The following is a 13,188-nucleotide window of genomic DNA, read 5'->3' as shown; positions in this document are numbered from 1 at the left end:
CGTAACCTTAATTCTCTATTATTATAGCGCTTTTTAGTAGCTGACACGATAAAGAACGACCATATTTCTCTTGAGAATTGCGAATAGGTGATTTTTTTATTACAATAAGCCTATTCAAATTTATTTAGGAGAAGAAAAATGGCAAAAACTCGGCACCAACAAATTAGGCACAATACGACATTAGCAATCTTTATCGCAATTATTCTCTTACAAGATTTTGTCCCATTTTTTGGCAACATTCCGCTGGGGCCGCTTGGTATTACGACCCTTCATGTAACAGTCATTATTGCGGCAATTGTGTTGGGTCCCGTTGATGGCGCAATTATTGGTGGTATTTGGGGGCTCCTGACTTGGGTGCGGGCATTTGTGGCACCAAGTAGTCCGCTGGCTCCCTTAGTTTTTGTTAACCCGCTTGTTTCCGTTGTCCCGCGCATTATGATTGGGATTTTAGCAGGATATACTTTTATTCTTATGTGTCGTTTGGTCAAAGCAAAATATATCGCCGCGGTAAGTGCTGCAATAGTAGGAACCCTTACTAATACTGGCTTGGTATTAGGCTTTATTTATCTATTTTATCGTACTCCAGCAGTTGCGCAAACTTATGGGGTAAATGTTAATCATTTATTAATTGCTTTAGAAACAGTCATGGCGACTAATGGGCTCGCAGAATTGATATTGGCGATTATTATTGTCCCAATGGTTGCTCTTCCGGTATTGGAGGTCCGCCGTCGCTTGGAAGTAAATTGAGCGCAGTATAAAAAACGAGGCTGAATTTTTCAGCCTCGTTTTTTATACTCAATTATTTTTTAGCAATTGTTGGTACTTCTTCAGTTTCTTCGACAACGATGTCACCATTATCATTAAGTTTAGCAACTAACTTATGAACGTCACTGTGACCAAGAACGTAATCAGCAATCCGGTCTTCGATTTGTTCTTGGATTACTCGACGAAGAGGACGAGCACCCATCTTTGGATCAAATCCCATGTCAACTAATTTTTCTTCAACATTGTTAGTGCCTTCGATGTGTAAGTTTTTATCGGCAAGCATGTTGTTAACATCGTCAATCATTAGGCTAACAATCTTCATCAAGTCATCTTTAGAAAGAGCATTGAATTGAACAATGTCATCAAACCGGTTTAAGAATTCTGGCTTGAAGTAGTTTGTCAACTTATCAATGATGGAATGAGTACTACCATTAGACTCAGCACCAAAACCAACACTTGCTTCTGAATCCCCAGTTCCGGCATTAGATGTCATGATAATGATTGTATCCTTGAAGCTAACAGTGCGTCCTTGAGAATCAGTTAGACGACCATCATCAAGAATTTGTAAGAACATGTGCATAACATCTGGATGCGCCTTTTCAACTTCATCAAGTAAGATTAAGCTATAAGGGTGCCGCCGTACTTGTTCAGTCAACTGACCAGCTTCTTCGTAACCAACATAACCAGGAGCAGCCCCGATTAATTTAGAAGTAGAGGTCTTGTCCATGTATTCAGACATATCGAACCGAATCATGGCATCCTTAGAACCAAATAATTGGAGGGCAAGTTGCTTAGCGGTTTCAGTCTTACCAACCCCCGTAGGACCAACAAAGAGGAAACTACCAATTGGACGGCCAGACTTGTTCAAACCAATCCGGTTACGACGAATGGCACGGGCAACCTTATCCACTGCTTGGGTTTGACCAATAACATGTTCATCAAGCTTCTTATCAAGGTCGCGAAGTTGATTTTCTTCTTGCTTTTGCAGGTCACCAACTGGAATATTTGTCCGTTCTTCAACGATTCTCTGCATATCCTTAACGGTAACAGTTGCAGAATCTTCAGTATGGTTTTCTTCGGCTTCCTTCTTTGCCCTTTCAAGCTTAGCAACTTGATCGCGGTAGAAAGCTGCTTTTTCATAGTCTTGGTTATCAGCTGCTTGTTGCTTGTGTGCTTCAGCTGTGTGGATTTCATTTTCGATTGCGTTTGGATCCACATTTTTAAGCGTTAAGTTCTTCTTTGATCCCGCTTCATCAAGTAGGTCGATAGCTTTGTCGGGCAAGTAACGATCTTGAATGTAGCGGTCAGAAAGTTTAGCAGCTGCAACAATTGCGTCATCTGTGTATTTAACATGATGGTAATCTTGATAACGATTTTTAATTCCGTTTAAAATGCGGATTGTTTCTTCAACGGATGGTTCATCAACTTCAACTGGTTGGAACCGCCGTGCAAGGGCTGCATCCTTTTCGATCTTCCGGTATTCATTAAGGGTAGTAGCACCAACTAATTGGAAGTCACCACGGGCGAGGGCGGGTTTAAGGACATTTCCAGCGTCCATCCCGCCTTCAGCATTTCCCGCGCCCATGATTTCGTGAATTTCGTCAATAAAGAGGATAATGTTCTTATTCTTACGAACTTCTTCCATTAATTGTTGCATCCGCTTTTCAAATTGGCCCCGAATTCCTGTACCTTGAACTAAGGAAACAACATCGAGCCGGATAATTTCCTTGTTAGCAAGCTTTTCGGGAACTTGGCCGCTAACGATTGCTTGAGCTAAGCCTTCAACAACTGCGGTCTTACCAACCCCAGCTTCACCAATCAAGACTGGGTTATTCTTGGTTCGACGATTTAAAATTTCAATAACTCGTTTAATTTCATTGTCGCGCCCGATGACTGGGTCAATTTTACCTTGGCGAGCGAGATCAGTAAGGTTGATCCCATATTGACCAAGGATGCCTTTTCCATTTCGGCCGCCACCTTGTCGTTGGGATTGGCCGTTCATGTTTTGACCATTAGCACCGGCCGCTTGACTTTGCATATTGTTCATTGCGTTCATGAAGTCTTCGAGGCTTCCAAAACCGAAATTATTCATTCCGTTACCTCCATTCATCATATCTGTTTGTAGATTTTGTAATTTTTGATAACAATTTTGGCAGAGGTCTATTTGAATCCGTTGTCCATTAAAATTCATTTGAAGATGAATCGTGGCTGGATTTTGATGACAGTATTGACATTGCATCTGAATCTAATACCTCCTAAATAGTTTCATCAAGAATTTTTTGACCTTTCTTGACCATTGATTAATATTATACTTACTTTTTATCGCAAAGCAAGCTATAAAACTTAAATATTTTCTTAAATAAAGAGCGATCTTTCCCGTATAGCTAGGTTACTTAGGAATACCGAAAACAGCTCACTTTGATTTTAGCACTCTTTAGCCATGAATGCTAAAATAGAAGGGTAATCGTAATTTCGTGTATAATAAGAAGGTAGAATTTTATGTTGAGGTGATTGAATGGCAGAAGAAAATTTTGAACAATTGTTGGATGATTTACGAAATAAAAAGATTGATCATTTTGTAATTACCCCCGAGAATTTTCAGCAATTCCAACCGATTTTTCACTCATATGCATACCGTTCGCAAATTGAAGGCGAAGCGCAGCGAGGCGGTAAAATTATTTATCAATTAAGAGAGCGATAAATCGCAAGATGTAGCCTTGTATTTAACGCTTACAATTGCTAAAATGTAATTATCGAGGTGTATCAGTGGTAAAGCTACTGATAATAAATTAATTATATCTGCTCGAAGGAGACTGATTAATATGGAAAAACGTGAATTTACAATTACTTCTGAAACTGGTATTCATGCTCGTCCAGCTACTATTTTGGTACAAGCTGCTTCAAAGTTTTCATCTGACATTACTCTTTCATACGAAGGTAAGAGTGTAAACTTGAAGTCAATCATGGGTGTAATGTCCCTTGGTGTTGGTCAAAATGCTAAGGTTACTATTACTGCTAATGGTGACGACGAAAAAGAAGCTTTGGACACCGTTGCTGAAACTATGAAGAAGGAAGGATTGACTGACTAATGTCTATACTACTAACCGGACTTGCCGCTAGTAGTGGTATTACGATTGCTCCGGCACACCTGTTAGTAGAGTCAGATCTATCTATAAAAAAACAGCATACAGCTGATGAGAATCATGAGGTCGCCCGGCTTCATGATTCTTTTGCGTTAAGCAAGACCGAACTTCAGCATTTATCTAAGCATGCCCATGAGTTGCTAGGTCAACGGGCAGTGACGATTATTGATACCCAGATTGCGATTTTAGACGATCCGACTTTACAAAAGAAGATTATTGACCGTATTAATAGCCATCATGATACTGCGGAGTGGGCTGTTAAACGCGTTGAAGATTATTATTTAAGTGTTTTTGAACGCAAGAACGATAATGAGTATTTATATGCGCGGGCAACCGCCTTGCGTGATGTGACCAAACGAGTCTTGAGTCACCTATTGAATGTTTCCTTACCAGACCCAGGAATTTTAGACCACCGTGCGATCTTTGTTGCTAATAATATTACACCTACTGATACTGCTCAGTTTGATAAGCGATATGTTGCGGGGATTGTTACAACTAATGGAGGGCGGACTTCTCATTTTACGATTATGAGTAAGACCCTTTCGTTACCAGCTGTCGTTGGCGTCAAGAATGCTACTACGATCATTCATGATGGCAACTTGCTGATTGTTGATGGGATTCATGGCAAAGTGATTGTCAATCCAACGAATGAAGAGGTTGAGCATTATCGTTTGTTAGCTGGTAAATTTATCCAGGAGCAGCAAAAGTGGGGTGCGTTAAAAGATAAGCAAACCGTGAGTGCTGATGGGCGCCGATTTGAAGTGGGAGCTAATGTCGGAACATTTGCTGACGTTATTGATGCTCAAGAAGATGGCGCCGAGGGGATTGGCCTTTTAAGAACAGAATTCCTCTATATGAGTAAGGATGAATTGCCAACAGAAGAGCAACAATTTAATGCTTACAAAAGGTTTGTTTCGGCGATGAGTGAACAGCGGGTAGTCGCACGAACACTTGATATTGGTGGGGATAAAAAACTGGGGATGGTTGCTCTCCCTCATGAGGATAATCCTTACCTAGGTTTTCGTGCCATTAGGATCGGGTTAGCACGCCCAGAAATATTGCGTCCCCAATTGCGGGCCCTCCTTCGTGCATCAGTTTATGGACGGTTGGCCATTATGTTTCCGATGATTGCAACGATTGAAGAGTTCCAAGCAGCGCGCGCAATTCTTGACGATGAAAAAGAAAAGCTTGAGCAAGCAGGTATTCAAGTTGCTAAAAATATTGAAGTCGGCATGATGTTAGAGATTCCGGCAGTTGCGGTTATGGCTGAACATTTTGCAAAGTATGTTGATTTTTTTAGCATTGGCAGTAATGACCTTATTCAGTACCTATTCGCTGTTGATCGCGGAAATCAGCAAGTAGCATACCTATATCAAGAACTTCACCCAGCAGTTTTACGGATGGTGCGGCAAGTGTTTGAAGCTGCGCATGCTGAAGGCAAGTGGGTCGGAATGTGTGGAGAGATGGCTAATAATCCTTATGCGGTTCCTCTATTAATGGCAATGGGGCTTGATGAATTTTCAATGAGCAGTAGTCAGATTTTACGTGTTCGCTCTTTAATTAACCAGTTGAATACGCGCAAATTACAACCATTAGTTCATCGGGCGATTCATGCTGAAACTGCCACGGCGGTCCAAAAATTAGTGGAAAAGTATGTTCCGCAGGTAAAACTTTAATAAACGTCGTTTGTAAAATTAAGTTAGAAAAAGTAAAAAGCCATTTGTGATTGCCTTTCTTTTGAATATCCCTAATCAAAAGAAAGGCAATCACAAATGACCTATAAACATCTTACCACACGTGAATTAACTCTCATAGCTGATTTTTGGTATCAAGGTACTAAAGCTTATCGGGCTGCTAAATTACTTCAGCGTAGTCAAGAAACCATCTATCGTGTTTATCGTTTCCTCAACGACGGTAAAACCATCGACCAATATCTTCAGACTTATCAGCGACATAAGCGTCGTTGTGGTCGGAAGCAGACCCAACTGCCAACTATCGAAGTTAACTATATCCATGCGCAAATCAAGGCAGGTTGGACTCCTGATACTATTATTGGTCGTCATGAACACCCAATTAGCTGCAGTATGCGCACCCTTTATCGCATGTTTGCCCGCAATCAGTATGGCTTTTCCGTTAAACAGCTACCGATGAAAGGAAAACGCCATCCCAATGGCTATGTGGAACATCGTGGTAAAGCTGGCCAATTAGGATGCAGTATCTATCAACGATATCGTGATTTTCCGCATTACCAACATGAATTTGGGCACTTTGAAGCTGATACAGTTCAAGGTAAAGCTCACCGCGGAGCGGTAATGACGCTAGTAGAGCGACAATCCAAAGTAATGATTGTCCTTAATATTCATCATAAAACAGACGAAGCAGTGAATTGCCAGCTTGATCAATGGCTCGCTAAACTGCCACGTCACTTTGTTAAATCAATTACTTTTGATAACGGGAAAGAATTTGCTGGATGGCGAGAAATAGCCAATAAGTATGATCTTCACACCTATTTTGCGGAAGTCGGTGCTCCCAATCAACGAGGGCTAAACGAAAATAATAACGGCCTCTTGCGTCGTGATGGTCTTAGTAAAAAGCTAGATTTTCGCGATTTACCAGACGAACTAGTCACTCAGCTAATGCATCGTCGCAACAATATCCCACGAAAATTTCTTAATTATCGTACACCATTAGAAGTATTCTTGAGTCATGTCACAGAAGAACAACTTTCACCTTTTTTCTAATTTAAATTGACATTTCAGGAAATGAATATAACTTTCTTGATTATTTACTACGTCAAGAGGGTTATTTTTTATTCTCGCTATTAAAAGATTTTGTAAAGAAATTTTAATCAGCCTTTCTGAGTCTTGTCGCTATTAGAAGGAAGATTTAAAATAACCTAAATCTGTTTTGCGGTTCAGTGAATGCTTTAGTATAATAGCAGTTATGACTAATTATTATCTAGAAAACTTATGATGAAAAAGGAGCAGTTAGGTTGAATATTGGTATTTTTACAGATACATATTTCCCTCAGGTGAGTGGCGTGGCGACTTCGATTAAGACGCTTCGTGATGAATTGATTGCTCAGGGACATCATGTATATATTTTTACGACAACTGATCCTAAGGCGAAACATGATGACGTTGAAAATGGGATATACCGCTTTGCAAGCATTCCCTTTGTTTCGTTTTCTGATCGTCGCATTGCGGTGCGCGGCGTATTTCGGGCTATCAAGCTTGCTAAAAAGTTCCAATTAGATATAGTTCATAATCAAACTGAATTTGCGCTTGGAGTTATGGGAAAGACGGTTGCCAAGTATTTGCATATTCCTTGTCTCCATACTTACCATACGATGTATCAGGATTATCTCCACTATATTGCGAATGGCCATATTCTTAAGCCGAATGATGTTGCCCGGCTTGCTCATCTTTATTTAAAAAATATTTCTGGGATTATTGCTCCAAGTGATCGTGTTTTGGATACGTTAACCAGTTATCATGTAGAATCACCAATTCGTGTTATTCCGACTGGGATTAATTTACGGGTATATAGTAAACGCGATTCAGCAGAAGAAATAGCTAATTTAAGGGCAAAGTTAGGCTATGGTGAAGAGACCCCAGTTTTACTTTCACTTAGTCGTTTAGCGTATGAAAAGAATATCCACTCACTGATAGAAGCAATGCCGGATATTCTTGCTCACAAGCCTGATGCACAGCTGCTGATTGTTGGGGATGGTCCCGCAAGACATACTCTGGAGCGTCAAGTTCGTGAAATGCAGCTTAATGACAATGTTAGTTTCGCTGGTGAGATTTCAAATGATGAAGTTTACCATTATTACCAGATGGCAGATGTTTTTGTTTCAGCCTCCGATTCTGAATCACAAGGACTGACTTATGATGAAGCCCTTGCCTCGGATTTGCCAATTGTGGTTATGCGTAGTGAATATACTGACCAATTGATTGATGATCCAGCGATTGGCATTAGCTTTCAAAAGCGGGTCGACTTGGTTAAGGGTGTCTTGTTTTACCTTAACCAACCAAAAAACTCAGAATCAAGGTTGAGACGGCAGCAAAAGCTACATGAAATCTCAGCAGAAGTCTTTGTTGAAAAGGTTGTTCAGTTCTACCAGGATTGTCAAAAAGATATGGCTGTCCATGATGAACTTAATCAAGCTAAAAAATCGCATCGTCTTTTTCACCGCCCAAGGAGCTAATGATGATTAAAATAACAATGTTTTCATCTGCAGATAAGGTTGCGGGACAAGGAGTAGGAAGCGCCTATCTTGAATTAATTAACTTGTTGCGCAACCAGTGCAGTGACAAATTTGAAATTGAAATCAACCGTTATGGGAAGAGTCAGATCAGTCATTATCACACAATCGACCCTCTTTTTTACCTGTCAACTTTTTCAAAAAAGCGGGGCCGAAAGATTGGCTATGTGCATTTTCTTCCTGAGACGCTAGAAGGAAGCCTGACAATCCCGCAACCGTTTCGCGGGCTTTTTTATCATTATATTATTGCCTTTTATAAACGAATGGATCAGTTAGTAGTTGTAAATCCATCTTTTATCAAGCAGTTAGTAGCATATGGGATTCCTGAAAAAAAGATTACCTATATTCCTAACTTTGTTGATAATGATCGTTTCCATCCATATTCGGCTGTTAAGCGAACTGCTCTCCAAAAAAAATATGGGATTGCTGCCGATAAATTTGTGGTATTAGGAAGCGGCCAGGTTCAAGAACGAAAAGGGGTTCCAGACTTTATTCGTCTTGCTCGCCAAAATCCGGACGTTGAGTTTTTTTGGGCTGGCGGATTTTCTTTTGGCCGTTTAACAGATGGCTATAGTGAATTAAAAAAGGTGGTAGATAATCCACCAGCTAATTTACATTTTACGGGAATCGTTTCACGGGATAAGATTGCTGAACTGAATAATCTTGCCGACCTATTTCTTTTACCTTCATATAATGAACTATTTCCGATGTCTGTCTTGGAAGCTTTTAGCTGTGGGACACCAGTAATGTTGCGCGATCTTGACCTTTATCATTCTATTATTGAAGGGGATTATGAACCTGCTAAAGATGTCAATGAGATGCAAATGAAGTTGACGTTATTACGCAATGATCCTGCACGACTGGCACATTGGCAAAATCAGGCCCAACGAGCTGCTAAGGAGTACTCAAAAGAACATTTGGCAGATGTTTGGACTAAGTTTTATCAGGAACAAGCGCAAAAGGGGGATGCTTAGTGAGCTGGCGAAATTGGTTAGTATTAAGCATAATGCTAATTATTGGAGTTGGAATCCTCGGCTATTCATTACGTAACTCAAACATCCACCTATTGTTACAGGATGTTTCTGCCATTAATTGGGGATGGATGCTCGTTGCACTTGGCTGTATTTGTTTATATTTAGGCTTAGAAGCGGTTGTCGTAAAGATATTTATGAATGATCGTCACGATGGCTTTACCTGGAAGGATGCATTACGATTACCATTAATTGAACAACTATTTAATGGTATTACTCCATTCTCAACAGGGGGACAGCCAGCGCAATTAGTTGCAATGATTCAATCAGGTGTTGATGGGGGATTAGCAAGTTCAGTTCTTTTAATGAAGTTTGTTGTATTCCAGGCAATGATTGTTGTTAACTTCTTGATTAGTTTGTTAATTGGCTTTCATTTTATTGCGGAGAAACTCCATGCTCTTTCATTACTAGTAATATTTGGCTTTTTGATTCACTTAGCGGTAATTGTCGGATTGCTGATGGTGATGTATTGGTACAGTTTTACCAAGAAACTAATGAACCTCGTTATCAAACCAGCTGCCATTTTTATGAAAGCTAACCGATATGAGCACATGAAAGTTGTCTTAAATGAAAAAGTGGATACTTTTTACCAAGAGAGTCTCCGAATGAAGCAAGATTATAAGAAGCTGCTTAAGGTTTACGTAGTAACTATTTTTCAATTATTCTTTTACTATGCAATCCCATACTTTATTATGCTTGCGCTTGGAATTGACCACATTAATTTTGTGATGGTGCTCAGCTTGCACGTGTTAATTTTTATGATTATTTCGCTTTTTCCAATTCCAGGAGGGGCGGGGGGAGCCGAGTATAGTTTTTCCGTTCTCTTTGCAAGTTTTATTCACTCAAATACAAAATTGGTTTTAGCAATGATCTTATGGCGACTACTCACATATTACTTCGGAATGTTCGCCGGAATTGTAGCTGTATTTATAAAGCCTGATAAAGTAAAAAGATAGAAAAAAGGATTGTGTGCTAGCACGATCCTTTATTTGTATGAAGGAGGATTAACATTGTGAAAGAATCAGAATTATTAGTGATTATTAGACGTTTGATTGCGATGCAAAACGATGATTCAAGAGATCGGCAGAAACGGACATTTGAAAAATTTGGTATTCCATTATGTGATGTAACTTATATCCATAGTAGGGAAGAATTTATCTTCGTTCGATATCGCCCTTATGAACGTTTTCGCTTTGATGATATTGACCTAGTTGCTATTGAAGTTTTTAACTGTTTGTATGACCTTGAGAATACTTTTTAATTTTTTTAGAAAAAACAGTTGACGGGGAATAAAAACCCATGTATAGTAATTATCGTTGTCAAAACAGTTAAGCGCTGTTGAGATGGTTTGACAAAAAAAGTTAAAAATAATTGTTGACATCGACTTGATGACATGATATATTAATAAAGTTGCTGATTGAGTTATCAATCAAAAGAAATTCAAAATTAATTAAAATTTCTTCTTGACAAGCTAATTTGATGTATGCTATAATTAATATGTTGGTCGGCTGTTCAATTAACCAACAGGTAGACCTTTGAAAACTGAACAAAGTTTCGACGAATCAAATGTGTAGGGTCTTCAATCATGATGTGATTTGAAGCAAAACATTTGCGAAGTCAATTCGCTTAATAACAAAGATAATTGAGAGCTATTCAAGTTCTTATATGTTTTATATGAGAGTTTGATCCTGGCTCAGGATGAACGCCGGCGGTGTGCCTAATACATGCAAGTCGTACGCACTGGCCCAACTGATTGATGGTGCTTGCACCTGATTGACGATGGATCGCCAGTGAGTGGCGGACGGGTGAGTAACACGTAGGTAACCTGCCCCGGAGCGGGGGATAACATTTGGAAACAGATGCTAATACCGCATAACAACAAAAGCCACATGGCTTTTGTTTGAAAGATGGCTTTGGCTATCACTCTGGGATGGACCTGCGGTGCATTAGCTAGTTGGTAAGGTAACGGCTTACCAAGGCGATGATGCATAGCCGAGTTGAGAGACTGATCGGCCACAATGGAACTGAGACACGGTCCATACTCCTACGGGAGGCAGCAGTAGGGAATCTTCCACAATGGGCGCAAGCCTGATGGAGCAACACCGCGTGAGTGAAGAAGGGTTTCGGCTCGTAAAGCTCTGTTGTTGGAGAAGAACGTGCGTGAGAGTAACTGTTCACGCAGTGACGGTATCCAACCAGAAAGTCACGGCTAACTACGTGCCAGCAGCCGCGGTAATACGTAGGTGGCAAGCGTTATCCGGATTTATTGGGCGTAAAGCGAGCGCAGGCGGTTGCTTAGGTCTGATGTGAAAGCCTTCGGCTTAACCGAAGAAGTGCATCGGAAACCGGGCGACTTGAGTGCAGAAGAGGACAGTGGAACTCCATGTGTAGCGGTGGAATGCGTAGATATATGGAAGAACACCAGTGGCGAAGGCGGCTGTCTGGTCTGCAACTGACGCTGAGGCTCGAAAGCATGGGTAGCGAACAGGATTAGATACCCTGGTAGTCCATGCCGTAAACGATGAGTGCTAGGTGTTGGAGGGTTTCCGCCCTTCAGTGCCGAAGCTAACGCATTAAGCACTCCGCCTGGGGAGTACGACCGCAAGGTTGAAACTCAAAGGAATTGACGGGGGCCCGCACAAGCGGTGGAGCATGTGGTTTAATTCGAAGCTACGCGAAGAACCTTACCAGGTCTTGACATCTTGCGCTAACCTTAGAGATAAGGCGTTCCCTTCGGGGACGCAATGACAGGTGGTGCATGGTCGTCGTCAGCTCGTGTCGTGAGATGTTGGGTTAAGTCCCGCAACGAGCGCAACCCTTGTTACTAGTTGCCAGCATTAAGTTGGGCACTCTAGTGAGACTGCCGGTGACAAACCGGAGGAAGGTGGGGACGACGTCAGATCATCATGCCCCTTATGACCTGGGCTACACACGTGCTACAATGGACGGTACAACGAGTCGCAAGCTCGCGAGAGTAAGCTAATCTCTTAAAGCCGTTCTCAGTTCGGACTGTAGGCTGCAACTCGCCTACACGAAGTCGGAATCGCTAGTAATCGCGGATCAGCATGCCGCGGTGAATACGTTCCCGGGCCTTGTACACACCGCCCGTCACACCATGGGAGTTTGTAACGCCCAAAGTCGGTGGCCTAACCTTTATGGAGGGAGCCGCCTAAGGCGGGACAGATGACTGGGGTGAAGTCGTAACAAGGTAGCCGTAGGAGAACCTGCGGCTGGATCACCTCCTTTCTAAGGAATAAAACGGAACCTACACATCGAAGAAACTTTGTTTAGTTTTGAGAGGTTTACCTCTTAAAACTTTAACCTATAAGACGCTTATTTGGGCCTATAGCTCAGCTGGTTTAGAGCGCACGCCTGATAAGCGTGAGGTCGATGGTTCAAGTCCATTTAGGCCCATATGGGGAATTAGCTCAGCTGGGAGAGCACCTGCTTTGCAAGCAGGAGGTCATCGGTTCGATTCCGTTATTCTCCATTATCAACCGGAAGGTTGATAGAGTTTGTACTTTGAAAACTAAATACTATCTAATTTCTTTATTAACAAAACAATAAACCGAGAACACCGCGTTATTTGAGTTTTAATTAACGAATTATAATCGCTAACTCAATTAATCAGACAATCTTTGATTGTTTAGGTTAAGTTATGAAGGGCGCATGGTGAATGCCTTGGTACTAGGAGCCGATGAAGGACGGGACTAACACCGATATGCTTCGGGGAGCGGTAAGTACGCTTTGATCCGGAGATTTCCGAATGGGGCAACCCAATCAGCTTAGTCGCTGATTACTTGACTAGTGAATACATAGCTAGCAAGAGGTAGACGCAGTGAACTGAAACATCTTAGTAGCTGCAGGAAGAGAAAGAAACATCGATTCCCTGAGTAGCGGCGAGCGAAAAGGGAAGAGCCCAAACCAACAAGCTTGCTTGTTGGGGTTGTAGGACTGAACATTAGAGTTACCAAAGTGCGAC

10 protein-coding genes, 2 tRNA genes and 2 rRNA genes (1 of these 14 cut by a window edge) are annotated in these 13,188 nt (G+C 41.4%); 13 read left to right on the top strand and 1 reads right to left on the bottom strand.

Annotation, left to right across the window (positions count from 1 at the left end; genetic code table 11):
• Window positions 1-138: 138 nt before the first annotated feature.
• Complete coding sequence (locus SH603_RS08085) at window positions 139-747, top strand: ECF transporter S component (protein WP_169472902.1); 609 nt, start codon at window positions 139-141, stop codon at window positions 745-747.
• 52 nt (window positions 748-799) lie between these two features.
• Here the strand turns inward: SH603_RS08085 and SH603_RS08080 are convergent, their stop codons facing one another.
• Window positions 800-3,004 carry an ATP-dependent Clp protease ATP-binding subunit gene (locus tag SH603_RS08080; RefSeq protein WP_321533803.1) on the bottom strand — a complete coding sequence of 735 codons (2,205 nt, stop codon included), beginning with the start codon at window positions 3,002-3,004 and terminating at the stop codon, window positions 800-802.
• Between the two features lie 276 nt (window positions 3,005-3,280).
• Here SH603_RS08080 and SH603_RS08075 point away from each other — a divergent pair, with 276 nt between their 5' ends.
• The 12 genes from SH603_RS08075 to SH603_RS08020 all read left to right on the top strand — a co-directional run.
• A complete protein-coding gene (locus SH603_RS08075; RefSeq protein WP_003674706.1) occupies window positions 3,281-3,466 on the top strand; it encodes a hypothetical protein in 186 nt (61 codons plus the stop codon).
• A gap of 121 nt (window positions 3,467-3,587) precedes the next feature.
• Window positions 3,588-3,854, top strand: a complete 267-nt coding sequence (locus SH603_RS08070; RefSeq protein ID WP_003664342.1) for a phosphocarrier protein HPr — start codon at window positions 3,588-3,590, stop codon at window positions 3,852-3,854.
• Window positions 3,854-5,584: a phosphoenolpyruvate--protein phosphotransferase gene (gene ptsP / locus SH603_RS08065; protein ID WP_321533802.1), complete on the top strand. Its 1,731-nt coding sequence runs from the start codon at window positions 3,854-3,856 to the stop codon at window positions 5,582-5,584. The genes SH603_RS08070 and ptsP overlap by 1 nt, the downstream gene beginning before the upstream one ends.
• A gap of 96 nt (window positions 5,585-5,680) precedes the next feature.
• Window positions 5,681-6,649 (top strand): IS30 family transposase, encoded by a 969-nt coding sequence (locus SH603_RS08060; RefSeq protein ID WP_321533801.1) that lies wholly within the window; start codon window positions 5,681-5,683, stop codon window positions 6,647-6,649.
• Window positions 6,650-6,900: 251 nt separating this feature from the next.
• Window positions 6,901-8,118, top strand: coding sequence for a glycosyltransferase family 4 protein (locus SH603_RS08055; protein ID WP_169473682.1), 1,218 nt, complete (start codon window positions 6,901-6,903; stop codon window positions 8,116-8,118).
• Between the two features lie 2 nt (window positions 8,119-8,120).
• On the top strand, window positions 8,121-9,149 hold the full coding sequence (locus SH603_RS08050; protein ID WP_169471232.1) for a glycosyltransferase family 4 protein: 1,029 nt from the start codon (window positions 8,121-8,123) through the stop codon (window positions 9,147-9,149).
• Window positions 9,149-10,162: a lysylphosphatidylglycerol synthase transmembrane domain-containing protein gene (locus SH603_RS08045; RefSeq protein ID WP_169473680.1), complete on the top strand. Its 1,014-nt coding sequence runs from the start codon at window positions 9,149-9,151 to the stop codon at window positions 10,160-10,162. Before SH603_RS08050 ends, SH603_RS08045 begins: the two co-directional genes overlap by 1 nt.
• Before the next feature lie 56 nt (window positions 10,163-10,218).
• Window positions 10,219-10,467 (top strand): YkuJ family protein, encoded by a 249-nt coding sequence (locus SH603_RS08040; protein WP_003664336.1) that lies wholly within the window; start codon window positions 10,219-10,221, stop codon window positions 10,465-10,467.
• A gap of 409 nt (window positions 10,468-10,876) precedes the next feature.
• Window positions 10,877-12,452: ribosomal RNA gene (locus SH603_RS08035) — 16S ribosomal RNA — on the top strand.
• Window positions 12,453-12,545: 93 nt separating this feature from the next.
• Window positions 12,546-12,620 (top strand) — tRNA-Ile (locus SH603_RS08030).
• Window positions 12,621-12,623: 3 nt separating this feature from the next.
• Window positions 12,624-12,696: transfer RNA gene (locus SH603_RS08025), tRNA-Ala, on the top strand.
• A gap of 159 nt (window positions 12,697-12,855) precedes the next feature.
• Window positions 12,856-13,188 (top strand): 23S ribosomal RNA (locus SH603_RS08020) (it continues 2,590 nt past the right edge of the window).
• Together the 16S and 23S rRNA genes with 2 tRNA genes alongside form the textbook arrangement of a ribosomal RNA operon.

Source organism: Limosilactobacillus reuteri, from assembly GCF_034259105.1.
GTDB classification, from domain to species: Bacteria; Bacillota; Bacilli; order Lactobacillales; family Lactobacillaceae; genus Limosilactobacillus; species Limosilactobacillus reuteri_G.
The sequence above is the reverse complement of the archived record's forward strand: the minus strand, read 5'-3'. Positions and strand labels throughout refer to the sequence as shown.